Source organism: Kitasatospora purpeofusca, assembly GCF_042691725.1.
Taxonomy (GTDB): Bacteria; Actinomycetota; Actinomycetes; order Streptomycetales; family Streptomycetaceae; genus Kitasatospora; species Kitasatospora purpeofusca_B.
Genome location: NZ_CP170483.1, coordinates 1,030,966 through 1,057,344, shown reverse-complemented (window position 1 = coordinate 1,057,344; position 26,379 = coordinate 1,030,966). Strand labels below are relative to the sequence as shown.

Annotated in this window: 23 protein-coding genes; 18 read left to right on the top strand and 5 right to left on the bottom strand. The window is 76.2% G+C overall.

Annotated features, from left to right (window positions below; genetic code table 11):
* Nucleotides 1–10: 10 nt before the first annotated feature.
* The 3 genes from ACFCLZ_RS04620 to ligD all read right to left on the bottom strand — a co-directional run bounded on the left by ACFCLZ_RS04620 (nt 11) and on the right by ligD (nt 2,597).
* A complete protein-coding gene (locus ACFCLZ_RS04620; RefSeq protein ID WP_380283367.1) occupies nt 11–877 on the bottom strand; it encodes an aminoglycoside phosphotransferase family protein in 867 nt (288 codons plus the stop codon).
* Nucleotides 874–1,509 (bottom strand): GNAT family N-acetyltransferase, encoded by a 636-nt coding sequence (locus ACFCLZ_RS04615; protein WP_380283366.1) that lies wholly within the window; start codon nt 1,507–1,509, stop codon nt 874–876. The genes ACFCLZ_RS04620 and ACFCLZ_RS04615 overlap by 4 nt, the downstream gene beginning before the upstream one ends.
* 89 nt (nt 1,510–1,598) lie before the next feature.
* Nucleotides 1,599–2,597 (bottom strand): non-homologous end-joining DNA ligase, encoded by a 999-nt coding sequence (gene ligD / locus ACFCLZ_RS04610; protein WP_380286076.1) that lies wholly within the window; start codon nt 2,595–2,597, stop codon nt 1,599–1,601.
* Nucleotides 2,598–2,722: 125 nt separating this feature from the next.
* Here ligD and ACFCLZ_RS04605 point away from each other — a divergent pair, with 125 nt between their 5' ends.
* Nucleotides 2,723–3,784, top strand: coding sequence for an ATP-dependent DNA ligase (locus ACFCLZ_RS04605; protein WP_380283365.1), 1,062 nt, complete (start codon nt 2,723–2,725; stop codon nt 3,782–3,784).
* A gap of 6 nt (nt 3,785–3,790) precedes the next feature.
* Here ACFCLZ_RS04605 and ACFCLZ_RS04600 read toward each other — a convergent pair whose 3' ends face one another.
* Nucleotides 3,791–5,251 (bottom strand): serine hydrolase domain-containing protein, encoded by a 1,461-nt coding sequence (locus tag ACFCLZ_RS04600; protein WP_380283364.1) that lies wholly within the window; start codon nt 5,249–5,251, stop codon nt 3,791–3,793.
* Between the two features lie 264 nt (nt 5,252–5,515).
* On the opposite strand from ACFCLZ_RS04600, the gene ACFCLZ_RS04595 reads away from it, so the two are divergent.
* The 5 genes from ACFCLZ_RS04595 to ACFCLZ_RS04575 all read left to right on the top strand — a co-directional run bounded on the left by ACFCLZ_RS04595 (nt 5,516) and on the right by ACFCLZ_RS04575 (nt 11,134).
* A complete protein-coding gene (locus ACFCLZ_RS04595) occupies nt 5,516–6,418 on the top strand; it encodes an ATP-binding cassette domain-containing protein (protein WP_380286075.1) in 903 nt (300 codons plus the stop codon).
* Nucleotides 6,415–7,071: a hypothetical protein gene (locus ACFCLZ_RS04590; RefSeq protein WP_380283363.1), complete on the top strand. Its 657-nt coding sequence runs from the start codon at nt 6,415–6,417 to the stop codon at nt 7,069–7,071. Before ACFCLZ_RS04595 ends, ACFCLZ_RS04590 begins: the two co-directional genes overlap by 4 nt.
* Nucleotides 7,072–7,369: 298 nt before the next feature.
* Entirely contained in the window at nt 7,370–8,398 is a 1,029-nt protein-coding gene (tdh, locus tag ACFCLZ_RS04585) for an L-threonine 3-dehydrogenase (RefSeq protein WP_380283362.1), read from the top strand.
* A gap of 55 nt (nt 8,399–8,453) precedes the next feature.
* Complete coding sequence (locus tag ACFCLZ_RS04580) at nt 8,454–9,647, top strand: glycine C-acetyltransferase (RefSeq protein WP_380283361.1); 1,194 nt, start codon at nt 8,454–8,456, stop codon at nt 9,645–9,647.
* 569 nt (nt 9,648–10,216) lie between these two features.
* Nucleotides 10,217–11,134: a LysR family transcriptional regulator gene (locus tag ACFCLZ_RS04575; protein ID WP_380283360.1), complete on the top strand. Its 918-nt coding sequence runs from the start codon at nt 10,217–10,219 to the stop codon at nt 11,132–11,134.
* Between the two features lie 30 nt (nt 11,135–11,164).
* Here ACFCLZ_RS04575 and ACFCLZ_RS04570 read toward each other — a convergent pair whose 3' ends face one another.
* Nucleotides 11,165–11,692: a hypothetical protein gene (locus tag ACFCLZ_RS04570; RefSeq protein WP_380283359.1), complete on the bottom strand. Its 528-nt coding sequence runs from the start codon at nt 11,690–11,692 to the stop codon at nt 11,165–11,167.
* Between the two features lie 192 nt (nt 11,693–11,884).
* Here ACFCLZ_RS04570 and ACFCLZ_RS04565 point away from each other — a divergent pair, with 192 nt between their 5' ends.
* From ACFCLZ_RS04565 to ACFCLZ_RS04510, 12 genes are all read left to right on the top strand, one after another.
* The gene (locus tag ACFCLZ_RS04565) at nt 11,885–12,415 is read left to right on the top strand and encodes a helix-turn-helix transcriptional regulator (RefSeq protein WP_380283358.1); all 531 of its coding nucleotides are present in this window, start codon (nt 11,885–11,887) and stop codon (nt 12,413–12,415) included.
* 1 nt (nt 12,416) lies between these two features.
* The gene (locus ACFCLZ_RS04560) at nt 12,417–14,246 is read left to right on the top strand and encodes a BTAD domain-containing putative transcriptional regulator (protein ID WP_380283357.1); all 1,830 of its coding nucleotides are present in this window, start codon (nt 12,417–12,419) and stop codon (nt 14,244–14,246) included.
* A gap of 121 nt (nt 14,247–14,367) precedes the next feature.
* Nucleotides 14,368–14,496: a hypothetical protein gene (locus tag ACFCLZ_RS04555; RefSeq protein ID WP_380283356.1), complete on the top strand. Its 129-nt coding sequence runs from the start codon at nt 14,368–14,370 to the stop codon at nt 14,494–14,496.
* A gap of 171 nt (nt 14,497–14,667) precedes the next feature.
* Entirely contained in the window at nt 14,668–15,969 is a 1,302-nt protein-coding gene (locus ACFCLZ_RS04550; RefSeq protein ID WP_380283355.1) for a glycosyltransferase, read from the top strand.
* Nucleotides 15,875–16,828 (top strand): DUF6895 family protein, encoded by a 954-nt coding sequence (locus ACFCLZ_RS04545; protein WP_380283354.1) that lies wholly within the window; start codon nt 15,875–15,877, stop codon nt 16,826–16,828. The genes ACFCLZ_RS04550 and ACFCLZ_RS04545 overlap by 95 nt, the downstream gene beginning before the upstream one ends.
* On the top strand, nt 16,825–18,018 hold the full coding sequence (locus ACFCLZ_RS04540) for a radical SAM protein (RefSeq protein ID WP_380283353.1): 1,194 nt from the start codon (nt 16,825–16,827) through the stop codon (nt 18,016–18,018). The genes ACFCLZ_RS04545 and ACFCLZ_RS04540 overlap by 4 nt, the downstream gene beginning before the upstream one ends.
* Entirely contained in the window at nt 18,015–19,070 is a 1,056-nt protein-coding gene (locus ACFCLZ_RS04535) for a DUF6895 family protein (RefSeq protein WP_380283352.1), read from the top strand. The genes ACFCLZ_RS04540 and ACFCLZ_RS04535 overlap by 4 nt, the downstream gene beginning before the upstream one ends.
* Nucleotides 19,067–20,494 (top strand): MFS transporter, encoded by a 1,428-nt coding sequence (locus ACFCLZ_RS04530; RefSeq protein ID WP_380283350.1) that lies wholly within the window; start codon nt 19,067–19,069, stop codon nt 20,492–20,494. The genes ACFCLZ_RS04535 and ACFCLZ_RS04530 overlap by 4 nt, the downstream gene beginning before the upstream one ends.
* Nucleotides 20,491–23,736 carry an AAA family ATPase gene (locus ACFCLZ_RS04525; RefSeq protein ID WP_380283349.1) on the top strand — a complete coding sequence of 1,082 codons (3,246 nt, stop codon included), beginning with the start codon at nt 20,491–20,493 and terminating at the stop codon, nt 23,734–23,736. Before ACFCLZ_RS04530 ends, ACFCLZ_RS04525 begins: the two co-directional genes overlap by 4 nt.
* Complete coding sequence (locus tag ACFCLZ_RS04520) at nt 23,733–24,617, top strand: S8 family serine peptidase (RefSeq protein WP_380283348.1); 885 nt, start codon at nt 23,733–23,735, stop codon at nt 24,615–24,617. Before ACFCLZ_RS04525 ends, ACFCLZ_RS04520 begins: the two co-directional genes overlap by 4 nt.
* Nucleotides 24,607–25,275: a GAF domain-containing protein gene (locus tag ACFCLZ_RS04515; protein ID WP_380283347.1), complete on the top strand. Its 669-nt coding sequence runs from the start codon at nt 24,607–24,609 to the stop codon at nt 25,273–25,275. The genes ACFCLZ_RS04520 and ACFCLZ_RS04515 overlap by 11 nt, the downstream gene beginning before the upstream one ends.
* The gene (locus ACFCLZ_RS04510; RefSeq protein ID WP_380283346.1) at nt 25,268–26,284 is read left to right on the top strand and encodes a hypothetical protein; all 1,017 of its coding nucleotides are present in this window, start codon (nt 25,268–25,270) and stop codon (nt 26,282–26,284) included. Before ACFCLZ_RS04515 ends, ACFCLZ_RS04510 begins: the two co-directional genes overlap by 8 nt.
* Nucleotides 26,285–26,379 lie beyond the last annotated feature (95 nt).

Sequence of the window (26,379 nt, the reverse complement as noted above, 5' to 3'; positions counted from 1 at the left end):
CGGGTCGTGTTTACAGGCCCGCGAGCTCCCGGAGGAAGAGGGTCCCGGCGTCCCGGCGGCCGGCCACCAGCCGCGGGGCGGCGATCACCACCGCCGTCGCCCGGCACCAGGCCAGTACCCGGTCGGCGTCCGCGCCGGGGACCAGCGCCGCCAGCTCGCCGATCCGGGCCGTCAGCGCCGCCCGGTCGGTGACCCCGTCGAGCGCCCAGTCGACCAGGTCGAAGTCCGGGTCGCCCAGGCACGCGCGCGGATCGATCGCCACCGGGCCGTCCGGCCCGAGCAGCACGTTCGCCGGGTGCAGGTCGCCGTGCACCAGCGCCACCGGGGCGCCGTCGCCGGTCAGCTCCCGGGCCAGCGCCCGCGCGTCGGCCGTCGGCACGCCCGGGGCCCGGCGGCCGGTCAGCCCGAACAGGAACTCCACCCGCTCCGCCAACGGCGGCAGCGCCACCCCGGCCACGGGTACCGACCGCAGCGCGCCGAGCAGCCCCGCCACCTCCGCCGTCCGCCAGCCGCGCTCGCGCAGCGCCGTCCCCGGCGCGACGTCCGCGAGCAGCAGCGCACCCGCCCCGGCGTCGGCCTCCAGCAGCCGCACCACGGACGGCACGCCCCGCCACGCGCGCAGCGCCGCCGCCTCCTGCCCGGCCACCGCCGGGTCCGGCGTCAGCTTCAGCCACACCGCCGCGCCGTCCGCGAGCCGCTCGCAGCGGAACACCCGCGCCGTACCGCCCCCGCCCGCCGCCCGCACCGCCAGCCCCCAGCGGCCGGCCAGCGCGTCCACCAGCCCCGGCAACTGCGCGCACCACGCCCGCGCCCCCGGCCCGAACCGCACCACCAGCTTCTCCCGCACCTCCTCGGGCACGGCCGCGAGCGCGCTCACGACACCACCAGCAGGGTCTCCGCCCCCACCGGCCGGTAGCCCGCCGCCTGGAAGGCCCGCACGCTCGTCGCGTTCCCCGGCGCCTGCTGCGACCACACCCGCTCGCCCTCCGGCAGCAGATGCCGGGCCGCCAGCGCCAGCGCCCGCCCCAGACCGCGCCCGCGGGCCGCCTCGTCCACCTCGATCGCGCACTCCCAGCGCCCGGCCACCCCGCGCCCCAGCACCAGCACCCCGCGCCCGCCGTCCGCCTCGAACACCCGGACGTCCTCGCGGTAGCACAGCGCCCGCACCACCCGCGGATGCTCCCGGTCCCCGACCTCCGCCACCGCCAGCGCGGGCGCGCCCGGCAGCCGGTCCGCCACCGTCAGCAGGTCGATGTTGCCGTTCACCCGCCCCGTCCGCTCGGCGAACGCGCTCAGGAAGGGCGGACACAGCGGCGCCGCCAGCGGATCGCTCGGCACCGCCGCCAGCGCGGCGCGCACCCACGCCGGATCCTCGTCCGTGAACACCACCGCGTGCGCGGAGAACGCCACCACCCCCGCCTCGCGCGGCGACGGCTGCGCCACCACCGTCACCGACCCGTCCGCCGGCGGGAACACCCCGCCCGCCGCGTCCGCCAGAATCTCCCGCAACCCCCGTGCCACCACCGTGCGACCGCCCCTCCGTGGTCCTTCGTGATCCTTCGCGATCCTTCGTGGACGCCCAGCCTAGTGGTGCCCCGTCAGGACTTCCTCCGGGCCCGGCTCGGCTGCACCCGGGTCGGCTCGCCCGCCGCCTTCGGGTGGTCCGGCGGATACGGCAGCTCGCCGTGCGCGCCCTCCGCGACCTGCCGCTCGTACAGCTCCAGCAGCCCCTCCAGCCGGAACCGCTCGTCCTCCATCGCCGCGTGCACGTCCCCCAGCCGCGCGAACCGGGCCGGCAGCGTCCGCAGGTCGAAGTCCTCCGGCAGCGCGTCGTCCAGCTCCTCCCAGCGCAGCGGCGCCGAGGCCGTCGCCCGCGGCCGCGCCCGCAGCGAGTACGCCGAGGCGATCGTGCGGTCCCGCGCCATCTGGTTGTAGTCGACGAAGATCCGCTCCCCGCGCTCCTCCTTCCACCACGCCGTCGTCACCCGCCCCGGCAGCCGCCGCTCCAGCTCCCGGCCCAGCGCGATCACCGCGTGCCGCCCGTCCGTGAACGACCACTGCGCCACCAGCGGCACGTACACGTGCAGCCCGCGCCCGCCCGACGTCTTGGGCCACCCCCGCAGCCCCTGCTCCTCCAGCACCGCCCGCAGCTCCTGCGCCGCCCGCGCCGCGTCCCGGAAGTCCGTGCCCGGCTGCGGATCCAGGTCGATCCGCAGCTCGTCCACATGGTCGGTGTCCGAGCGCCGCACCGGCCACGGGTGGAAGGTCAGGCACCCCAGGTTCGCCGCCCACAGCACCGCCGCCGGCTCGGTCGGGCAGATCTCGTCCGCCGACCGGCCGCTCGGAAAGGCGATCCGCGCCGTCGGCAGCCACTCCGGCAGGCCCTTCGGCGCCCGCTTCTGGTAGAAGAACTCGCCCTCCACCCCGTCCGGGAACCGCTGCAGCGTCGTCGGCCGGTCCCGCAGCCCGCGCAGCACCCCCTCGGCCACCGCCAGGTAGTACTCCGCGACGTCCAGCTTCGTGAACCCGCGCTCCGGGAAGTACACCTTGTCCGGGTTCGACAGCCGGACGGTGCGCCCGGCGACATCCAGTTCCACGGCAGAGCCCATGCCTCTCACGCTAAGCGCGCTCCGTCTGTCGCGCGCCCCGGCCACCAAGCACCCCGGACACCGCGCCCCCGGCCACCGCGCGCCCCGGAGCGTTCGGCGCGAGGATCGGGACCATGGACCTGCCCGTCATGCCGCCCGTCGCCCCGATGCTCGCCAAGTCCGTCGCGAAGATCCCGCCCGGCATGCAGTACGAGGCCAAATGGGACGGCTTCCGCAGCATCGTCTTCCGCGACGGCGACGAGGTCGAGCTCGGCAGCCGCACCGGCAAGCCCCTCACCCGCTACTTCCCCGAGCTCGTCGAGGCCCTGCGCCGCGAGACCCCCGGGCGCTGCGTCCTCGACGGCGAGATCGTGATCGCCCGCGACGGCCGGCTGCGCTTCGAGGAACTCCTCGAACGCATCCACCCCGCCGCCAGCCGCGTCAGGCTCCTCGCCGAACGCACCCCCGCCTCCTTCGTCGCCTTCGACCTGCTCGCCCTCGGCGACGAAGCCCTCCTCGACCGGCCCCTCGACGCCCGCCGCCGCGCCCTGGAGACCGCCCTCGCCGCGGCCGCCGACCCCGTCTTCACCGCCCCCACCACCACCGACCGCGACCTCGCGCACAGCTGGTTCGCCCAGTACGAGGGCGCCGGCCTCGACGGCATCGTCGCCAAACCCCTCGACCAGCCCTACCGGCCCGGCGAACGCGCCATGTACAAGATCAAACACGAGCGCACCGCCGACTGCGTCGTCGCCGGCTACCGCGAACACAAGAGCGGCCCCGTCATCGGCTCCCTGCTGCTCGGCCTCCACGACGCCGAAGGCCGCCTCCAGCACGTCGGCGTCTGCGCCGCCTTCTCCATGGCCCGCCGCCGCGAACTCGCCGAGGAACTCGCCCCGCTGCGCACCACCGACCTCGCCGCCCACCCCTGGGGCGCCTGGGCCGACGAAGCCGCCCACGCCGACGCCCGGCTGCCCGGCGCGACCAGCCGCTGGACCGGGGGCAAGGACCTCTCCTGGGTCCCGCTGCGCCCCGAACGCGTCGTCGAGGTCGCCTACGACCACATGGAGGGCACCCGCTTCCGGCACACCGCCCAGTTCCGCCGCTGGCGCCCCGACCGCACGCCCGACAGCTGCACCTACGCACAGCTGGAGGAGCCGGTCTCCTACGACCTGGCCCAGGTGCTCGGCAGCTGAGGGCCGTCAGGCCGACTGCCCGGGCGGCGTCACCGACGAGGACACCTTCGCCGACGGGGACCCGGACGGGGAGCCCGACGGGGACGCCGCCGGCTCGTCCGCGTCCGTCGGGGCGGCCGGCAGGTCGTAGACGTTCGCCGGCGAGACGACCTCGGTGACCGCCTTCGCGAACAGCGTCGACGGCGCCGAACCCCGGTACTCGACGTCCGTGTTCAGCAGCACCACCAGCGACGCCTGCGCCGACGGCAGGTACACCACCACCGCCTGGTAGCCCGGCAGCGAACCGTTGTGCCCGATCCACCCGTGGTTGTCGAACACCCCCAGCCCGTACCAGGTGCCCGGCACCGTCGACGGCTGCGGCTCCAGGCGCTGCGCCTGCGTCTGCGGCTTCAGCAGCGAGCCGGTGGCCAGCGCCTTCGCCCACTTCTTCATGTCCGCCTGGTCCGAGATGGCCGCCCCCGCCGCCCAGCCCCACGACGGGTTCCAGTCCGTGGCGTCCTGGATCGTCCCGTCCGCCGTCTGGTTGGTGTAGCCGCGCGCGTGCGGCTGCGGGAACGCGTTGTCCGTCGGGAACACCGTGCGGCCCAGGTCCGCCGGCTCGAACACCTCCTTCTTCAGGAACTCCCCGAGCGGCCGCCCGTCCACCTTCTCGATCACCTGCCCCAGCAGCACGGTGTTGGTGTTGGAGTACTCGAACTCCTCGCCCGGCGCGAAGTCCACCGGGTGCCGGAACGCGTACGCGAGCAGCTGGTCGGGCGTGAACGACCGCTGCGGGTTCGCCTGGAGGTCGCGCACGAAGTCCTCGTCCCGGGTGTACGAGAACAGGCCGCTGCGCATGCTCGCCAGCTGCCGCAGGGTGATCTGCCCGCCGTTCGGCACGCCCGCCAGGTACTTGCCGATCGGGTCGTCCAGCCCCACCTTGCCCTGGTCGACCAGGCGCAGCACACCGGTGACCGTGAACGTCTTCGTCTCGCTGCCGATCCGCATGTTGAGCCCGGTCACCATCGCCGTGCCCGGCACCCGCTCGGACACCCCGAAGGCCTTCAGGTACTCGCCCTGCGGCGTCGACAGGTTGACGATCACCCCCGGCACCGACGCCTCCGTCAGCACCCGCCCGATCGCGGCGTCCAGCCGCGCCGTCACGTCCGAGGTCAGCGGCAGCGTGGCGCCGCTCGCGGCGCTGCCCGGGGGAGAGGTCGCGGGCGACGACGGGCTCGGCGAAGGGCTCGTCGGCGTCGGGCTCGTCGGTGTGGGACTGGGCTTCGTGGTGGGACTGGCCGTGGCGGTCGGGCTCAGCGCCGCCGGTGCGGCCGTCACCGGCCCGGCCTGCCGTTCGGACGGCGAGCCGCCCGAACACCCGGCCGCGGCCAGCAGCCCGGCCAGGACCAGCGCCAGCACCGGCGGAGCCGGCCGGGCCGGGGGCCGCCGACGGGCAGTGGTGGCTCGGGCCGTCACACGGTTCGTCATCTTCGGGGCGCCTCTCTGGGCCGGACGGGCCCGGAGCAGCGCTCCACGGGCCCGCAAAGGGGAAGCGATCGCCACCGTATGCGCGGCCGCCGCGCCCCGCGCGCCCACGGGCCGCCCGCTGGACCGAACGGACCCACCCGTCAGCCGCCCGCCCCAACCCCGCGCGCGCCCACCACCACGCGCCCCCACCACCGTTACCCGCCCCCTACCCGCGCCCGGATAGGGTGCGACCGCCGAACCGGACGGGAGGGGAACACCGAGGTGCTGCACTGCGAAGCCGTCGGCAAACGCTACGGACGCGGGCCCTGGATCCTGCGCGACGTCGACCTGCGCCTCGCCCCCGGCGACGTCCTCGCCGTCCTCGGCGCCAACGGCTCGGGCAAGTCCACCCTGCTGCGGATCCTGGCCGGCCTCACCCGCCCCACCACCGGCCGCCGCACCGGCCCCGCCACCACCCGCCGGGCCGCCGTCGGCTACGTCCCCGACCGGTTCACCGCGCACGAACGCCTCACCACCACCGCCTACCTCACCCACCTCGGCCGCATCCGCGGCCTGCCCACCGCCGCCGCCCGCCGCCGCGCCGGACAGCTCCTCGACCGGCTCGCCCTGGTCGGCGGCCCCGACGCCGCGCTGCGCACCCTCTCCAAGGGCAACGCCCAGAAGGTCGCGCTCGCCCAGGCCCTGCTCGTGCCGCCCGACCTGCTGGTGCTCGACGAACCCTGGTCCGGCCTCGACGCCTCCGCGCACGCCGTCCTCGCCGAACTCATCGCCGAGACCGCCGCCGGCGGCGGCGCCGTGGTCTTCACCGACCACCGCGAAGCCGTCGCCGAGGCCCACGCCACCGCCGTCCGCGAGATCGCCGACGGCCGGGTGACGCGGCGCGCCGACGCCGACCGGGGCGACGGCGCACCGCCCGCCGAGATCGTCCTCACCGGCCCCGGGCCGGACGCCCCCGACTGGCAGGCCCTGCCCGGCGTCCTCGCCCTCACCCGCCGCGGCCCCGAACTCCACCTGCGGGTCGACCAGGCGCACGCCGACGCCGTTCTGCTGACCGCGCTGCGCCACCGGTGGTCCGTCCGCGCCGTCACCCGCCCCGCGCCGCTGCCCGCGCCCGCAACCGCCGCCGCACCCGCCTCCGTGGCCGCTCCGAGGACCGCCGACCGATGACCGCCCTCGTCCGCTACCAGCTCACCACCCTCCTGCTCTCCCAGCGCCACCTCGCCCCGCTGCTCCTGTTCACCGCCCTCGTCGCCGTCCTCACCAGCGACGACACCGGCCCGCTGACCGCCGCCCACGGCGCCGCCGCGGCCGCGATGCTGCTCGCCGCCACCTGGCTCACCATGGCGCTCACCGGCCTGGAGGACCGCTCCCACCGCGCGCTGCTCACCGCCGCCACCGGCGGCCGGCTGCGCCTGCTCACCGGCACCGTCCTCACCGCCCTCCTCGGCTGCCTTCCCCTCACCGCCCTCGGCCTCGCCCTGCCGCTGCTGGTCGGCGCCCACACCCCCACCGCCGCCGACCTGCTGCTCGGCACCGAGGCCCAGCTCACCTGCGCCCTCACCGGCACCGCCGTCGGCCTGCTCGCCTCCCGGCCGCTGGTCCGCCACCGCGGTCACGGCCTGCTGCTCGCCCTCGCCCTCCTCCTCGCCCTCACCGTGAGCAGGGGCCTGCCCCCGGTCAACCTCCTGCTCACCCGGCTCTCCGCCCACCACCGCTCGGCGGACCTGCTGGCCTCCACCGCGCTGCTGCTGGCGCTCGCCGCCGCCCTCCTCACCGCCGCGGCCGCCCTCGCGCACACCGTCGCCGCCCGCCGCGACTGACCCCGAACGCGCCCCGCGCGCTGCGCCGTCGGAGTGCCGACCGGCACGCCGCGACGGCCCCCGACCCCAGCTCGGGCACGATCGTTTAGCCGAGCTGTCGCGGCCCTTAAGAATTCCTCGATGGACCGCACCCCCTCCCACCAGGCAGATTTCTGCCTGCCCGGAATGCGGACGCCGGAACCGGCCCCGCCAGGCCCTGGCCCGCCAGGACCCGTCGGCCCTCCCGGGCCGCCACCCACCGGGCCCCGTCGGCCTGCCCACACCAGGCCGCCCCCACCGTGCGTCAGGAGCCACCGCCGTGAAGGCACTCGTCAAGCAGAACGCCGAGCCCGGACTCTGGCTGATGGACGTCCCCACCCCGGTGATCGGCCCCGGCGAGGTCCTCATCAAGGTGCTGCGCACCGGCATCTGCGGCACCGACCTGCACATCCGCAAGTGGGACGGCTGGGCCCAGCAGACGATCAGGACCCCGCTCGTCCTCGGCCACGAGTTCGTCGGCGAGGTCGCCGAGATCGGCGCCAGCGTCGCGGACATCGCCGTCGGCGACCTGGTCAGCGGCGAGGGCCACCTGGTCTGCGGCAAGTGCCGCAACTGCCTGGCCGGCCGCCGCCACCTGTGCCGCAACACCGTCGGCCTCGGCGTCAACCGCGACGGCGCCTTCGCCGAGTACGTCGCCCTGCCCGCCTCCAACGTCTGGGTCCACCGGGTCCCCGTCGACCTCGACGTCGCCGCGATCTTCGACCCCTTCGGCAACGCCGTGCACACCGCGCTGTCCTTCCCGCTGGTCGGCGAGGACGTGCTGGTCACCGGCGCCGGGCCGATCGGCATCATGGCCGCCGCCGTCGCCAAGCACGCCGGCGCCCGCCATGTGATGATCACCGACGTCTCGCCCTACCGCCTCGACCTCGCCCGCAAGGTCGGCGTCTCGCTGGCCCTCGACGTCTCCGAGCACACCATCGAGGAGGGCCAGCAGAAGCTCGGCCTGCGCGAGGGCTTCGACGTCGGCCTGGAGATGTCCGGCCGCCCCGAGGCGCTGCAGTCGATGATCGCCAACATGACCCACGGCGGCAAGATCGCCATGCTCGGCCTGCCCGCCGAGGAGTTCCCGATCGACTGGGCCTCCGTCGTCACCTCCATGCTCACCATCAAGGGCATCTACGGCCGCGAGATGTTCGAGACCTGGTACGCGATGTCCGTCCTGCTGGAGGGCGGCCTCGACCTCAGCCCCGTGATCACCGGCCGGTACCCCGCCACCGACTTCGAGGCCGCCTTCGACGAGGCGGCGAGCGGCCGCTGCGGCAAGGTCATCCTCGACTGGACCGCCTGATCCCCCCGCGTCACCACCCTCGCCACCCCCGTTGCCACCCCGCTTAGGAGCAGCTGTGTTCGACACCGTGCGCGACGACCTCGCCGCCACCCTCGAGGAGATCCGCGAGGCCGGCCTCTTCAAGCCGGAGCGGGTCATCGGCAGCCCGCAGAGCGCCGCCGTCACCGTCACCACCGGCGGCACCCCCGGCGAGGTGCTCAACTTCTGCGCCAACAACTACCTGGGCCTCGCCGACCACCCCGAGGTGATCGCCGCGGCGAAGGACGCCCTCGACCGCTGGGGCTACGGCATGGCGTCCGTCCGCTTCATCTGCGGCACCCAGGACGTGCACAAGGAGCTGGAGGACCGCCTCTCCGCGTTCCTCGGCCAGGAGGACACCATCCTCTACTCCTCCTGCTTCGACGCCAACGGCGGCGTCTTCGAGACCCTGCTCGACGAGCGCGACGCCGTCATCTCCGACGCCCTCAACCACGCGAGCATCATCGACGGCATCCGCCTGTGCAAGGCCCGCCGCCACCGCTACGCCAACCGCGACCTGGCCGACCTGGAGCAGCAGCTCAAGGAGAGCCAGGACGCCCGCCGCCGCCTGATCGTCACCGACGGCGTCTTCTCCATGGACGGCTACGTCGCCCCGCTGCGCGAGATCTGCGACCTCGCCGACCGCTACAACGCCATGGTGATGGTCGACGACTCGCACGCCGTCGGCTTCGTCGGCGCGCACGGGCGCGGCACCCCCGAGCTGCACGGCGTGCTGGACCGCGTCGACATCATCACCGGCACGCTGGGCAAGGCGCTCGGCGGCGCCTCCGGCGGCTACGTCGCCGCGCGCCGCGAGATCGTCGCGCTGCTGCGCCAGCGGTCGCGTCCGTACCTGTTCTCGAACTCGCTGGCGCCGGTGATCGCCGCCGCCTCGCTGAAGGTGCTGGACCTGGTCGAGCAGTCGAACGAGCTGCGCGAGCGGCTGGCGGCCAACACGGCGCTGTTCCGCTCGAAGATGACCGAGGCCGGCTTCGAGATCCTGCCGGGAGACCACCCGATCGCCCCGGTGATGATCGGCGACGCCGCCAAGGCCGGCCGTCTCGCCGAACTGCTGCTGGAGCGCGGCGTCTACGTGATCGGCTTCTCGTACCCGGTCGTGCCGCACGGCCAGGCCCGGATCCGCGTGCAGCTCTCGGCCGCGCACACCACCGAGGACGTCGAGCGCGCCGTGGCCGCCTTCATCGACGCGCGCGCCGCGCTGGGCGAGTAACCGCCCCCCGATCGCCCGTGGCGCGTCCGCTCGGAACCGGACGCGCCACGGGCTCACCACCCGCGCCGCGCGGCGTCGGCCGGCCCGGCCCGCCGCCACCGCACGGCACCCTGAACCACCTGCCCCACCCTCCCGCGACGGGAGTGGGAAGTCGGCCCGCCCGACTTCCCACTCCCGTTCGCGGTTTCCGGGGGCTGCCATCGCCTTCCCGTGCCCTGTCCTGTGTGCTGCCCCGAGCCCACACTTTGCAAAGTACAGCGACACTTTGCAAAGTGTGGGCCAAGTGCTGAGCGGTACACAAGATCCCTTGGGGCATCAGGCCTCTGTGCGATTCCCCTGTCTCCGTACTTTGCAAAGTTTCCACTTTGCAAAGTGCTGGAGCGCCCCGGCCGACCGCCCCGCCCTGGACACCCTCGCCCACCGCGAGGCCCCGCCCCGCCGCCTGCGCAACAGACAAGCCCGGCGGAGTGGGAAGTCGGCCGGGCCGACTTCCTACTCCGGCCGCCTCCCCTTCACCGGTTCGTCACCCCCCACCCCGGCGACCCCGCGGACGCTGGCAGAATTGGCCTGTGATCGACGCGAGACGGCTGCGGACCCTGCGAGCGGTGGCGGACCACCGGACGGTGACCGCCGCGGCGGCCGCGCTCTACCTCACCCCCTCCGCCGTCTCGCAGCAGCTCGCCGCGCTGGAGCAGGAGACCGGCCACCACCTGCTGGCCCGCGAGGGCCGGGGCGTGCGGCTCACCGCCGCCGGGGAGATCCTGCTCGGCCACGCCGACGCCGTGCTCGCCCAGCTCGAACGCGCCGAGGCCGACCTCGCCGCCTACAGCGCGGGCGTCTGCGGCGAGGTCACCGTCGCCTCCTTCGCCACCGGCATCTCCCTCGTCCTCGCCCCGGCCATCGGCACCCTGGCCGCCCGCGCCCCCGGCGTCCGGCTCAAGGTGCTCGACGCCGAGGGCGACGCCAGCCTGCCGATGGTGCTCGACGGGCGCGCCGACCTCGCGGTGGCGGTCGAGTACCGGGGCGCCCCGCGCGCCGACGACGCCCGCCTCACCCGCGTCCCGCTCTACGCGGAACCGTTCGAGGCGGTGCTGCCGCTCGCCCATCCGCTGGCCGCCGGCGAGGGCCCGATCGCGGTGGCCGACCTCGCCGGCGAGCCGTGGATCGGCCCCTACCCGGGCAACCCGTGCCACGACGTGGTGCTGCTGGCCTGCGAGCACGCCGGGTTCCAGCCGCGCCTGGTGCACTCCTCCGACGACTTCCGCGCCGTCGTCGCCCTGGCCTCCGCCGGTGCGGGCGTGGCGCTGGTGCCGCGCTCGGCGCTGCTCGGCGTCGACCTGGCCCGGGTCGCCGTCCGCCCCGTCGACAGCGCCCTCGCCACCCGCCGCGTCTTCGCCGCCGTCCGGGCCGGCGCCGACGGCCACCCGCTGATCCGCCCGGTGCTGGACGCGCTCGCGGATGCCGCCCCGGAAGCCGACCGGCGCTGACGGGAGAGCGCCGACGGGGGCGGCCGGCCGTCACCCGGCGAAGAGCGACTCGTAGGGCGAGTCCTCCGGGGTGAAGACCAGCACGAATGCGGAAGCGGCGGCGCCCGTGGCGACCTCGCGCAGCCGGGCCAGCACCTCGGCCTCGGACGGGAGCACCAGGCCGAGCGCCGCGGCCGCCCGGTCCCGTCGGTCCGCCAGGTCGGGCAGGTCCGCGAGGTACGGGGCGGCCGCCTCGGCGCTCTCCGCCGCGGAGAACCCCGGGCAGTCGCGCCACCAGGGCGCGACCAGCAGCAGCCGCAGCAGCTCCGGCAGCCCGATCGCGACCAGGCCCGCCTGGCCCTCGGAGTCGGCGTACAGGACCGGACGCTCCTCGCCCCCGTCGCCGCAGAAGAAGTAGCTGCCCCCCGCGCCGTCCCCGGCGAAGCCCTCCAGCGCCGCCCCGGACGCGAGATGCACCTCCTCCACGTGCTCCGCGCGGTCGAGGTCGAAGTCGCCCGGCCAGGAGAGGAACTCGGCGGCCTCGGGGTTGTCGGTGATGGCGGTGATCAGTGAGTCCATGCGGGCACCCTAGCCACCGGGACCGACACCGCGGAGCCGCTGCGAAGGTGGCATTCTCCGGGCACGTCCGCCCTCTTGCCGGTGTCCGGTGCGGGCGTCAGCATGAGGGCACCGCAGTGGTGTGCCGCCGGAGGGGGGATCCTGTCGATGGGTGGTGGGGATCCGGTGTGTCCGGCGTGCGGAACGCCCCGCGTGCCGGGGCGCTCGCCGCTGCCGACGGCGGCCGCGCTTCCGCTGGCCGGCGCGCTGACCCCGCGCGAGCGCGCGGTGCTGCACCTGCTGGGCCTCGGATACGACAACCGCTCGATAGCGTACGAACTCCATGTCAGTGAACGCACGGTCAAACGGTTCGTCACCGCCATTCTGGCGAAACTGGGACTCCGGTCAAGACTGCAGGCCGGACTTCTCGCGCTGATTCTCACCGCCGCCGTCCCCGCGCCGGCGGCCGGCGGCGATTCCTGGCCCAAAGGTCTCATGGACGGGTCCCCGGGCGGCGGTGATGATGATCTGGCATCCGAGAAGGAGGGGACCATGACCTTCGACGCCCTCGCCGCCCTCCGGCAGGCGGGCAACCCGGTCGACCTGCTGACCCTGGAGCAGCGGGACGTGCTGTCCCGGCTCACCGAGGACGAGGTGGCCGTCCTCAATTCCGTCAAACAGCGGCTGGACGCCGTTGCGGACGCCGAGGTGGAAGGGCATTCCTTCGTCATCAAGTTGGCGTGAGATGGCGGTGGGATTCGGGATTCTCGGCCCGCTCCGCGTGCTGGAGAACGGCCGGGAGCTCGATGCGGGATCACGGAAGCAACAGATTCTCCTGGCGGCCCTGCTGTCCCACGCGAATACCCGGCTGTCGGCCGAGGCCCTCGTCGAGGCGCTGTGGGACGACGCCCCGCCGCGCACCGCCCGCAAGAACCTCCAGGTGTACGTCTCGGGACTGCGCCGGCTGGTCGCCGCGGAGCCGGGGAACGGGGCGGCGCCGGTGGTGCGGATCAGCCACCAGGCGGGCGGCTACGTCCTGCACGCCGCCGAGGACGGCCTCGACGCGCTCCGCTTCGAGCAGCGCGTCCGGGCCGGGGCGCTCGCGGAGGCGCTGGGGCTGTGGCGCGGCCAGGCGCTGGACGGGTTCCGGGACGTCCCGCTGATCGACGCGGCCGCGCAGCGCCTGGACCGCCGCTTCCTCGGGGTGTTCGAGGACTGGCTGGACGCCGAACTCGCCGCCGGGCGCGGGGCGGTGGCGATCGAGCGGGTCACCGAGACCGCCCAGCGCCACCCGCTGCGCGAGCGGCTGCGGATGCTGCAGATGACCGCGCTGTGCCAGGCCGGGCGGCGCTCCGAGGCGCTCGCCGTCTACGACGAGCTGCGCCAACTGCTCGCCCAGGAGCTCGGCCTGCCGCCCAGCCCGGCGCTGGCCCGCTGCTACCGCGCACTGCTCTGCGACCAGGGCGCGGGCCCGGTCCCGCCGCGGTCTGCCGCCCCTGCCGCCCCCGCCGCCCGCCCGGCCTCCGTAGACCCGTGCCCGCCGCCGCACCTGCTGCCCACCGACCCGCCGGCGTTCACCGGCCGCACCGCCGCCGCCCGCCGCCTGGCGGAGGTGCTCACCGGCGGCGCCGGCCGGCTCGCCGTGCTGACCGGACCGCTCGGCGCCGGGAAGACCGCGCTCGCCGTGCACACCGCGCACCGGCTCGGCGAGCGGTTCCCGGACGGCCGGCTGTTCGTCCGGCTGCGCGGCGACGACGGCCGGCTGCGCCCGCTGGAGGACGTGCTGCGCCAGCTGCTGGCCGCCACCGCCCCCGCCGGACGCGGTGGCGCGCCGCCCGGCGCCGCCGGCCGCTTCGACCCGCGCTGGGCCTGGCAACTGTGGCTGACCGGCCGCCGCGCCCTGGTGGTCGTCGACGACGCCCGCCGCGAGTCGGAGGTCCGGCCGCTGCTGCCGGAGGCGGGGGAGAGCGCCGTCGTGGTCACCGCCCGGCCCCGGCTGATCGGGCTGGAGGGCGCCCACCGGTTCTGGCTGCCGCCCTTCGCGGTGGACGAGGCGGTGGAGTTCCTCGGGCGGACGATCGGCGCGGACCGGGTCGCGGCGGACCCCGAATCCGCCGCCCGGATCGTGCGCGCCGCCGGGCTGCTGCCGCTCGGGGTACGGCTGGTCGCCGACCGGCTGGCCTTCCTGCGGCACGTGCCGCTGAGCGCGTACGGTGCCCGGCTGACCGGCGGGCGCGCCCTGCTGGACGAGCTGTGCGGCGGCGACCCGCTGGTGCGGGTGCGGCTGGCCGGGTCGGTGGGGGAGCTGCCGGAGGCCGGGCACCGGGCGGTGCTGCGGCTCGGGCTGCTCGCCCGCCCGGTGTTCACGCTCGACGAGGCCGCGGCCGTGCTGGACTGCGACCCGGGGACGGCGGCGCGGACCCTGGAGGACCTCCTGGAGGCCAGCCTGCTCACCCTCGCCGGCGCCGACGGCCCCGCGGACGACGTGCGCTTCGCGATGCCGGCGCTGCTCTACGCGTACGCCCGGGAGCGGGCCGCCCGGGCCGCCGAGCGGGTGCCGGTTCGCCACCGCTGAACGGCTGCTGACCAACCGTCATACCGAAATCGAACCGCCGGCCAAGCGCCGCCATACCGGGGCTCCCTACGGTGGCCCGGGGCCGGCGTAGCGGACGCCGCACTCGCAGAGGGAGGACAGCATGCCCGAGTCCATCAACCCGGAGCCGACCGAGGCCGAGGACGAGGTCGACGTCGTCGCGCACGGCATCGAGGAGGAGGACGGCCTCGTCGAGGACATCTGCATCATCAACAACAGCTCGGCGCTCTGACACCGCCTCCACGGACGCGGCGTCCTGACGCCTGAGCGGGCCACCCGGCCCCCGGCCCGAGCCGCCGGCGGCCGGGTGGTCCGCTCATCCCCCGTGCGCCCCGCCGTCCCGCAGTCGCCCCGCCTCGCCCCGCCTCGTCCGGCACGACCCCCGCCCCGGCCCGGAGGCCCCGTGAACATCCTGCTCTGCCCGCTCAGTGACGGCGGCTACCTCTACCCGGCGCTCGCCGCCGGGCGCGAGCTGCGGCGCCGCGGCCACCGGGTCTCCGTGCTCGGCCGCGCCACCGCCGCACCGCACGCGGCCGAGGCCGGCCTGCCGTTCGCGGCGGCGGAGGAGTTCGGCGGCGAGCGGGCCTTCTCGGCGGCCCGCTGGGGCGTCACCGGCCTCGGGCAGTACCGGGCCACCGTGCGCGCCGCCCGGCAGGCCGGCGCCGACCTGCTGGTCACCTCGGTGCTGTGCAACGGCGCGCTGCTCGCCGCCGAGGTGCTGGACGTCCCGGTGGTGGTGCTCGGACTCTCGATCCACCTGTGGACCTACCGCTGCGGCGGCGCCGACGAGCCGCAGTACGGCCGCACCCGGGAGAACCGGACCCGCGAGACCCTGGCGCTCTACGCCGCCACCCGCGAGGAGGCCGGTCTCGCCGGGCGGCCGTCCCGCTGGCCGGCCGCCGGGGGCCGCGGGACGGCACCGGACGACACCCCGCTGCTCGGCGACGCGCTGCTGCTCCGCGGCCTGCCCGAACTCGAGTACCCGGGCGCCGAGTTGCCACCCGGGGCGCGGCACGTCGGCCCGCTCGCCTGGGAGCCCGCCGCCGACCCCGCCGAACTCGCCGCCGTGGACGCCGCGTTGGCCCGCACCGGCAAGCCCGTCGTCTACGTCCACCTCGGCCGCTTCTTCGGCGGCGGCACCCCGTGGCCCCGCCTCAACGCGACCTTCACCGGCGGCCGTTACCAGGCCGTGGTGGAGCAGGGCCGCACCGGGGATCCGCGGCCGGGCCCGGACGCCGACATCCTGCTCGTCCGCAAGCCCTGGCTGGGGCCGCTCGTCGAACGCGCCGGCCTGGTGCTGACCGCCGGCACCTCCGCCCCCGTCCTCGGCGCCCTGCTGCGCGGCCGCCCCCTCGGCGTGACGCCCAACGGATCCGAGCAGCCGGTGCTCGGCGCCGCCCTGCTGCGTGCCGGCGCCGCCGTCCGCCTCCCGCGCACGCCGCGACCGGACCCCGCCGGGCTGCTCGACGCGGCCTGGCGCGACGAGCGGCTGCGCGCCCGCGCGCGCGGACTCGGCCACCGCCTCGCCGAGGCCGAGGCCGGCAGCGCCCGGCGCGCCGCCGACCTCGTCGAGCGCACCGCCCAGCAGCCCGCAACCTCAAGGGAGAACCATGGGTACCCGACCAGCCGGCCCGGACCTCGCGGCCGTCACGAGCCTCTCGGCGGGAGCGCGGCGGTGGATCGGCCTGCATTGCGGCTATCTTGACGCACCGTCAGGCCGTGCCGAGCTGCCCGTGACTCCCCGGGTCAAGGCGCTGCTGCAACTCGCCCTGCTGCACCGCGCCTGGACCAGGGCCGACCCGGCGGACCCGGACCTGGCCGGGGTCGCCGCGACCGTCGAACAGGTCTGGCGCAGCCCCGACCACCCGCGCCTGCTCACCGCCGAGCCCCGCTACGCCCGGCAGTTCCAGCTGATGTACGGGGCGCTCGCCCCCGGCGGCCCGGCCACCGACGGCCCGCACCGGGCGGCCCTCGCCGAGGCGGTGGCGGGCGACCTCCTGACCCCGCGCCGCAAGTCGCCCTACCTGCAGCTGGAGACCCGCTACTACGCCGAACTGGCCGGTGTGCCGCACCGGTTGGCCGACTACCCGGAGCTGTACCGGATCAGCCGCCTGGCCGCGCACACCGAGGCGCGGCCGCTCGCCGAGCTGGACGTGTGCAACGTGACCCACACCGTCTTCCACCTCGCCGACTTCGGCTTCCGCGACCCCGGCCTGGGCGCCGCCGACCTCGCGCACGCCCGCGACCGGGTCCAGCGCCTCACCGGGGAGTGCGTCCGCGGCGGCGCGTGGGACCTCACCGGCAAGCTGCTGCTCGCCCAGCACTGCCTGGGCCTCGACCCGCTGAGCACCCCGTCCGGGGCGGCCGGCCTGCGGATGCTCGCCGAGGTCCAGTCGCCCGACGGCGCCGTCCCCGGCCGCTCCGCCGGCGACCGGGCGGCCGCCGGCGCGAACGCCGTCGAGTTCTTCCGCGCCTCCTACCAGTCCACCCTGGTGGTGGCGCTGGCGACGGTGGTCCTGCTGCACCGCCGGTCGGCCGCAGCGGCGCCGGCAGGTGCCCGGTGAGCCCGGCGCCGACCGCCGCCGAGGGCGGCGCCCGCCTGCTGCGGGGCGAGCGGAACTGGTGGTTCCTCGGCCCCGGCGGCGGCCTCGCCCGGCTGCGCCCCGGCCAGTTGACCGAGGACGGCACGCTGCGCCCCGGCACCGAGCGCCGGCTGCGCGAGCACGGCCTGCTGACCGCCCCGGCCCCGCGCAGCTACGCGCTGACCGTCCTCACCAGCACCCACTGCAACCTGGGCTGCGGCTACTGCTTCCAGAACACCGGCCAGGACCGGGACGGCGGCAGCCGCCCGCCCCGGATCGCCCGCGCCCGGCTGACCTCGCGGACCGTCACCGACATCCTCGACTTCGCCGACCGGCGGATGGCCGCCGCCGGGCTGGAGAGGCTGCGCATCCTGCTGTTCGGCGGCGAGCCCCTGCTCAACCCGCGCGGCTGCCTGGAACTCCTCGAACGAGCGGCCGACCACGGCCTTGCCTCCGCCTGGATGATCTCCAACGCCACCCTGCTCACCCCCGCGCTCGCCGGCCTGCTCGCCGAACGCGGACTGAGCTCCGTCCAGGTCACCTTCGACGGCGACCGCCCCGACCACGACCGGATCCGGATCCGCCGCACCGAGGGCGGCGGGACCTTCGACACCATCGTCGGCAACCTCGCCCGCGCCTCCGAGGCCTCCCCGCTGCGCTGGCTGCTGCGGGTGAACGTCTCCCAGGAGACCTACCGGGGCGTGGACGCGCTGATCGACCGGCTCGCCGGCGCCCTCGACCCGGCCCGCTGCACCCTGTACGTCGCCCAGGTCGGCGATGTGGGCGTCGGCTACGGCAACGACCTGCGGCACACCCGCGAGCTGTCCGAGCGGTTCACCGGCTGGCAGCGCCGCGCGCTCGAACTCGGCTTCACCGTCGCCCGCCCGCAGGCCCACCGGCCGTGCGCCACCTGCGGCCACGGCGACGGCCGCTACGGCGCGGTGGTGAGCGCCGACGGCACGCTGGCCAGCTGCTGGGAGACCGCGGGCAAGCCGGACTGGGAGGTCGGCACCGTCACCGGCGGCTACCTGCCCGCCGCCCTCACGCGGGACCGCTGGGTCGGCTGCGAGGACCTCTACCGGCGCGAGGAGGACCGGCGCACCCTCGCCGCCTTCCACGACACGGTGGACGCCGCGCTGCTCGACTACCTGGACGAGACGGGGCGCCTGTGACCACCGCATCCGGCCTCGGCATCGGCGGTGAGCTGCGCCGCCTCTGCGACGGCACGCTCGGCTGGCTCGGCCGCCACCTCGACCACTTCGACCCCTTCACGGCGGACCGCCCGGCGCCGGGCCCGGCCGGGCGCGAGTCCGGCGGCGCGCACCGCCCGGCCAAGGCCGCGCTGGAACTCGCCCTGCTCACCCACTGCTGGACCCGCCTCGACGCCGGCGCCGACCCGCGCCGCGCCGAGGCCACCGCCCGGGTCCGGGCGATCTGGCGGCACCCCGGCCTCCCGCGCCTGCTCGCCGCCGACCCGCGCGCCGCCGCCCAGTACCGGCTCGCCTGCGCCGCCCTGGCGCCCACCGGGACGGACGACGCGCCCTTCCGGGCCGACCTCGCCCGGCTCACCCCGGCCGACCTCTCCCCGGCCGGGCGCTCGCCCTACCAGCGGCTGGAACTGCGGTACTACGCCGACAAGGCCGGGGTGGCGCACTCCGTCGAGCCCTACGCGGACCTCGCCGAGCGCAACGTCCTGGTCGAACTGCCCGCCACCGCCCTCGCCCGCGCGGCGCGCCGCGACCGCCGCCGCCCCGACGCCGCCCGCCCCGACGTCGCACGATCCGCCGCCGGCCGACCCGCCGCCGGCCCCGACGAGCCGCCCGTCACCGTCCCCGAGGCGTACGCGCTCACCCACTCCAGCTTCTACCTCAGCGACTTCGCCCGCACCGGCCCCGGCCTGCCCGAGGGCGCCGTGGCCGACGCGGCGGCCCTGGTCGCCCGGCTGCTCGACCACTGCGTGCGGCACGACTGGTGGGACCTCGCCGCCGAACTCGTGATGACCCAGGTCTGCCTCGGCCTGGACGCCCCGGGCACGCCCGAGGGCGCCGCCGCCGTCGAGTGCCTGGCCCGCGCCCAGCGCCCCGACGGCTCCGTCCCCGGACGCTCCGCCGCCACCCGCGCCGGCGCCGCCGACCCGCCCGCCGGGTACTTCGCCAAGGCCTACCACACCACCCTGGTGACGGCCCTGATGACGCTGCTGCTCGGCGCGGAGGGCGCCGCATGAGCGCCCTCGGCAGGCTCCGGCCGACCCTCATCGGCCCCACCTACACCCGCCTCTGGTTCGGCCAGGCGGTCTCCTCGGTCGGCGACGCGGTGTTCAGCACCACCCTCGTCCTGTGGGTGGCCACCGTGCTGGCGGAGGGCGAGTCCTGGGGGCCGCAGGCGGTCAGCGGCGTCGTCCTCGCGACCAGCGTCGCCGTGATGGTCGTCGGCCCCCTCGCGGGCGTCTTCGTCGACCGCTGGGACAAGCGCGCCACCATGCTCGGCACCGAGGTGCTGCGCGGAATCCTGGTGGCGGTGCTGACCGCCGTCTCCTTCGTCCCGGTCGAGGACCTGCCGGCGGGCGTCTGGCTCGGCCTCATCTACGGGACGGTGCTGGCGCTCAACGCGGCCGGCCAGTTCTTCACCCCGGCCCGGTTCGCCGTCATCGCGGACCTGGTCACCGACGAGGCCGACCGCGCCCGGGCGGCCGGCATCGCCCAGGCGACCGGCCAGACGGCCTGGATCATCGGCCCGCCGCTCGCCGCGCCGCTGCTGTTCGCGGTCGGCCTGCAGTGGGCGCTGGCGTTCAACGCGCTCTCCTACCTGGTCTCCTACCTCGCCATCAGGTCGGTGGACCTGACGCCGGTGGTCCCGGCCGCCGCCGCGAAGGCGCCCGGCAGGGCCGCTGCGGCCGCCGAACGGCCGGGCCTGTTCCAGGAGTTCACCGCCGGACTGCGCTTCTTCGGCCGCAACCGCTTCCTGGTCGCCCTGCTGCTGCTCACCGTGATCGGCCAGCTGGGCACGGGGGCGCTCAGCACCCTCAACATCTTCTTCGCCACCCGGAACCTGCACGCCTCCGCCGAGCTGTACGGCTACCTGGGCATGGCGATGGGCATCGGCGGGATCGCCGGCGCGCTCGCCGCCGGGCGCGTGGTGCAGTGGATCGGCGCCCGCCGGACCACCTGGATCGGGCTGATGGCGAGCGGCGCCCTGCTGGTGCTGTACTCGCGGCAGACCGGGTTCCCGGCCGCGGTGACCCTGCTGTTCGTCTTCATCGTGCCGATCACCATGCTGAACACCGCCATGGCGCCGCTGCTGCTGGCCGCGACCCCGCAGGAGTTCCGGGGCCGGGTGGTCTCGGTGTTCTACCCGGTCACCCGGCTCGCGGCGATGCTGACGGCGGTGCTGTCCGGCTGGCTCGCGGGCAGCGGGCTGCGCGGCTTCTCGGGATCGGTGGCCGGGCTGCGGTTCGGGCCGATCGACACGATCCTCACGGTGTCCGGACTGCTCGTCGTGCTCGCCGGCGTCTACGCCCGGCTCGCCCTGCCCGCCGCCGACGCCGCGCCCGCGGCGAAGCCGGCGGACACCACCGAGCCGCCGCCCGGGACGGCCGGGACAGCCGGGACGGCCGGGTCCGCCGAACCCACCCTGGAGGGCCGGCCGTGAGCTGCGCCGCGTGCGGCCGCCGCACCGCCGAGGCGGACCGGTTCTGCGCCGGCTGCGGCGCGCCGCTCGCGGCCGCGGGCGAGCCGCCCGAGCCGCGCGAGTCGCGCCGCAAGGTGTCCATGCTCTTCCTCGACATCGTCGGTTCGACCACCCTCGCCGAACGCCTCGACCCCGAACCGCTGCGCCGCGTCATGGACCGCTACTTCGCGAGCTGCGGCGCCTGCGTCGCCGAACACGGCGGCGTGGTCGAGAAGTTCATCGGGGACGCGATCCTCGCCGCGTTCGGCGCCACCGTCGCGCACGAGGACGACGCGCTGCGCGCCGTCCGCGCCGCCACCGGAGCGCTCGCCGCACTGGCCGGCCTGGCCGCCGAACTCGCCGCCGAGTACCAGGTGCGGCTGGAGGCCCGGGCCGGCATCTGCACCGGCAACGTCGTGGTGATCACCCGGCCCGGCGACGACTTCCGGGTCGTCGGCGACTCCGTCAACACCGCCGCCCGGCTCCAGACGGCCGCCCGGCCGGGGGAGGTGCTGGTCTGCGCGGACACCGCCGCCATGGTGCGGGCGCGGGTCGGCGTCGAGCCGGTCGAGCCGCTGGAGCTCAGGGGCAAGTCCCGCCCCGTCCCCGCCTGGCGGATCACCGCCCCCGAGGCGGCGGCCGACCGGCCCGGCCCGCTCACCCCGTTCGTCGGCCGCACCGGTGAGCTGGCCGAGCTCGCGCGCGGCTACCGGCGGGCCCGCGAGCGGCGGCAGGTCTGCCTCGCCACCGTCGTCGGCGCGCCCGGCATCGGCAAGTCCCGGCTGGTCCGCGAGTTCCTCGCCGGACTCCCGGACGGGGACGACGGGGCCCTGGTGCTGTCCGGCCGCTGCTCCGCCTACGGCCGGGGCATCACCTACCGGCCGCTCGCCGCGATGCTCGACTCGCTGCCCGGCGGCCGGCCCGCCCTCGCCCGCCTGCTCACCGGGGATGACGGCGCGCAGGCTGGCGCGGCGAGCGGCGGCGAGGCCGCCCGCACCGGGCGCCTGGTCGCCCGCACCCTCGCCGCCGTCGCCGAGTCCGCCCCCACCCCGGACGGCCCGGACGGCCCGGGCGGGGGCACCGCCCCGGAGCCGGTCGGCGTCGCGGACATCGCCTGGGCGGTGCGCCACCTCCTGGCGGTGCTCGGCCGCTCCCGCCCGGTGGTCCTGGTCTGGGAGGACCTGCACTGGGCCGAGTCGACGCTGCTCGGACTCGTCGAGGAGATCGCCGGCTGGCTGCGCGACGTCCCCGTCCTGCTGCTCTGCGTCGCCCGCCCCGAGCTGTTCGAGCTGCGCCCGGGCTGGGGCACCGGCGCGCCGTACGCCCTCACCGTCGACCTCGGTCCGATGACCGAGGACCAGACCGCCGCCCTGGTCTCCACCCTGGCCCTGCGCGGCGACGTCCACCCGCAGGACGACCGGGCGCACGACCACCGGGAGCTGACCGGCCGGGTCGTCGCCCTGTGCGACGGCAACCCGTTCTTCGCCGAGCAGCTGATGGACGTCTTCGCCGAGGCCGCCCCCGGCACCCAGGTGCCGCCCACCGTGCAGGCCCTGCTCGGTGCCCGCCTCGACCGGCTCCCCGCCACCGAACGCGGCCTGCTGGAACTCGCCGCCGTCGTCGGCCGCGAGTTCACCCGCGCCCAGCTGCGCGCGATGGCCGAGGCCGACGGCACCGCCCCGCCCGCCGCCGAGGAGGCGACCGCCCTGCTCGCCCGCCGCCGGGTCTTCGAACCCGGCCCGCCCGGCACCTACCGCTTCGCCCAGGCCCTGTTGCGCGACACCGCCTACGAGTTCACCCCGAAGACCCGCCGCGAGCGCTGGCACGACTTCCTCGCCGACCGGCTCTCCCGCGAGCGCCCGTCGGACCCGATGGCCGTCGCCTACCACGTCGAGGCCACCAGCCTGCTCCGCCGCCAACTGCGGCCCGGCGACCCCCGGTTGCCCGACCTGGCCGGACCGGCGGCCGGCACCCTGATCGCCGAGGGCATGCGCGCGCTGGCCCGCAAGGACCTCCCCGCTGCCGTCCAACTCCTCGAACGCGGACGCGCGTTGCTGCCCACCGGGGACCCGCGGCACACCGCGCTCGCGCTGCACGTCTGCGACGCCGGGATCTGGCTGCAGGACGAGGCCCGCTGCCGGACCGCGCTCGCCGCCGCCGAGGCCGCGCTGCCCGACGACCCCCGTGCCGCGGCCACCCGGGCGATCCAGCACGGCATCGTCGCCCTGCGCCTCGGCCTCGCCGCACCCGCCGACGTCGCCGCCGACGCCCGCCGCCTCACCGAACGCCTGGAGGGCGACCCGGACGACGACCTCAGCTGGTGCAGGCTGCACCAGCTGCGCGCCCACCTCGACCTGGCCGCCGAGCGCACCGCCTCCGCCGAGACCTCCTTCCGCCTCGCACTGGCCCGCGCCCGGGCCCTGGCCGACGGCTACGAGGAGGACCGACTGCTGTGCGCGGTCTGCGAGTTGGCGCAGTGGACGCCCACCCCGGTGGCCGCCTCGCTGGAGCTGTGCGCCCTGCTCGGCCGGCGCTTCGCCGCCAACCGCTCGCTGCTGATCCCGGTGCTCGTCTCCCGCGCCCACCTGGAGGCGCTGGCCGGTGAGGTGGCCGCGGCCCGGCGCACCCTCGCCGAGGCGCTCACCTACTCGCACGACGTGCACGCCGACCTCGCGGACGCGGTGGTGCTGGACGCCTCGGGCTTCGTCGAGTCGCTGGCCGGCGCCCACGACGTCGCCGAGGCGCGCTACCGCCAGAGCCTCGGTGTGCTGCGCGCCGCCGAGCACGCCCCGGACACCCGGACCACCGAGGTCGCGATCGCCCGCGAGCTGTTCGCCCAGGGCCGCACGGACGCCGCCGCCGGGGCGCTGGAGCTGCTCGACGACGACGCGGCCGGCGGCGGGAACCCGCGCGCCCGGCTGGGCGCGGCCGCCCTGCGCGGCCGGATCGCCTCCGCCCGCGGCCGCCACACCGAGGCGCTGGCCGCCGCCGAGGCGGCGCGGACGCTGAGCGCCGGCTCCGACGACCCCTGCCTGCTCGGGGAGACGCTCCTCGACCGGGCGATCGTGCTCCGGGCGGCCGGCCGGGCCGCGCGGGCGACGGCCGAAGGGACCGAGGCGTTGCGGATGTTCGAGGCCAAGGGCGCCACCCTGCCCGCCGGACGGGTGCGCGCCTGGCTCGCCACCGGCCCACCGGAGGGGACGGACGGGGGCGGCGGCCGATGACCGACCTCCACCTCCCGCCCTGGCGCCGCCCCGCGCGCGACCACTTCCCGGGCGTGCCCGCCTGGAGCCTGCCGGTCTCGACGGTGCCGCAGGAGCCCTTCGACATCAGCCCGCTCGGCGGCCACCTCACCCAGGACTGGGCCTGGGGCGGCGCCGACGGCTCCGGCGTGCGCGTCTGCGTCCTCGACAGCGGCATCGACGCCGACCACCCGCTGGTCGGCGGCCTCGACCGGGCGATGGACGTGGTCCGGGCCGAGGACGGCACCCTCGCCGTCGTCCCCACCGAGCCCGGCGACACCGCCGGCCACGGCACCGCCTGCGCCAGCGTCATCCGCTCCCTCGCCCCCGGCGCCCTGCTCACCTCGGTGCGCGTGCTGTCCGGCGGCCGGCACGGCAGCGGCGCCGCCCTGCTCGCCGGGCTCACCTGGGCGATCGAGGAGGGCTACGACGTCATCAACCTGAGCCTGTCCACCACCAAGGCGGAGTTCTGCGACGCCCTGCGCGACCTCGCCGACTCCGCCTACTTCCGCCGCTGCGTCATCGTCGCCTCCGCGCACAACATGCCGGTGCGCAGCTACCCGTGGCCGTTCGCCTCGGTCATCTCGGTGGCCAGCCACGACAGCCCCAACCCGATGACCTACTACTACAACCCGTCACCGCCGGTCGAGTTCTACGCCCGCGGCGTGCGGGTGCCGGTGGCCGGCCCCGGCGGCCGGCAGCTGCTCAGCACCGGGAACAGCTTCGCGACCCCGCACATCGCGGGCATCTGCGCGCTCATTCTCAGCAAGCACCGCTCGCTCACCCCCTTCCAGCTCAAGTCCGTCCTCTACCTGGCCGCCGAGAACGTAGCCGTACCCGATGGAGGTGCGCGTGTCGACTGACCCGTTGGAGAGTGCCGAGCTGCGCCGGCGCAGACTGCTCCAGTCGATCGTGGAGGTCGCGCGCAGCGTGTTCGGCGCCGCCGCGGCCTCCGTGCTGCTGGTCGACGAGACCGACGGCGACCTCGTGTTCGAGGCGGTCGCGGGGGAGGGCGAGCACCACCTGCTGGGCACCCGCTTCCCGGCCGGCACCGGCATCGCCGGCTGGGCGCTGCTGACCGGCCAGCCGGTGGTGGTGGACGACGTGGCGCAGAGCCCGCAGTTCGCCCGCTCGGCCGCCGAGTCCACCGGCTACGTGCCGCGCGGGATCATGGCCGCGCCGCTGATCTGCGACGGCGACTGCATCGGCGTGCTGTCCGTGCTGGACCGCGACAGCCGGCCGCGCTGCGACCTCGGCGACCTGGCCTCGCTCGGGCTGCTGGCCACCGAGATGGCGACGGTGCTGGAACTGCTCCTGGTGCTGCGCTCGGCGGCGGAACCGGTCCCCGCGAAGCCGGCGGCCTTCGACCTGGCGGTGCTGCAGCGCGTCGCCGACCGGCTGCCCACCGCCCCCGGGCAGGTGGCGGCCACCGTCACCAAGCTGCTGGCGATGGCCGACGACCTGCTCGCCACCGCTGACGCCGAGGCCACGGCCGAGGCCACCGCCGACGCCGATGCCTGACGTCCCGTCCTTCCTCGCCCAACTCGACGACCCCGCCCTGGTGTTCGACGCGCGCCCGGCCCCGGAGCCCTGCGTCCTGCTGCTCAGCCGCGCCTGCGACACCGACCTCGACCCGGTCGTGCGGCTGCTGGCCGGGGCGGGCGTTTGCACCGTGCGCCTGAACGCCGAGGAACTCGCCGCGACCTCCCTCACCCTCGGCGCCGACGGCCGCTCGGTGCGGCTCAACGGGCGCCCGCTGACCCCCACCGTCACCTGGATCCGGCACTTCGCCCCCTCCGCCGTCGCGGCCGCTGCCCCCGACTCCGCCCGGACCGCCTTCCTGCGCGACTCCTGGCAGGAGGCGGCCGGTCAGCTGGCGGCGCTCTGCGGCACGGCGATCCGCCCCGACCGCCCCGGGGTGCTCTGCCAGCTCCGGCTCGCCCGGCGGTGCGGCGTCGCGGCCCCGCGCACCGTGCTGACCACCGACCCGCACCTCGTGCGCGACGCGTTCGACGGGCCCCGGGTGGTCGTCAAGGCGGCCCACCACCACTTCGTCGAGCCGGCGCCGGGCCGGCTGCACGGGATCTTTCCGACCGTCCTCGACCGCGCGGACCTGGCCGGAGCCCCGCGCCCCGGCCCGCCGGTGCTCGTCCAGGAGTACGTCGAGCACGAGGCCGAGCTGCGGGTGTACTTCGTGGCCGGGCGGCTGCACGCCTTCGAGGTCGGCAAGGCGGACCCCGCCGACCCCTGGGCCGCCCCCGAGCGGCTGGACGTCCGCCCGCTGCCCTCGCCCCCGCCGGCGGTCGCCGCCGCGACCCGCGCCCTGGCCGGGGCGATGGACCTGCGCTACGGCGCGTTCGACTTCCTGCTCAGCGCCGGGACCCCGGTCTTCCTGGAGGTCAACCCGGACGGCGACTGGCGCTGGGCCGAGCGCCGCACCCGCAGCACCCCGGTCACGGCCGCCGTCGCCGCGATGCTCGCCGAACTCCACCGCGCGGCGGTCCGGGAACTCCGCGACCGGGGGGAGTAGCGCCCGTCCGGTCGGTCCGCCGCCCCACCGAGACAGCCGGCGCGCACCCGGGGACCGCCCAGCGGCTCGGCCGCCGGGACGACCGCGCGCCGCCG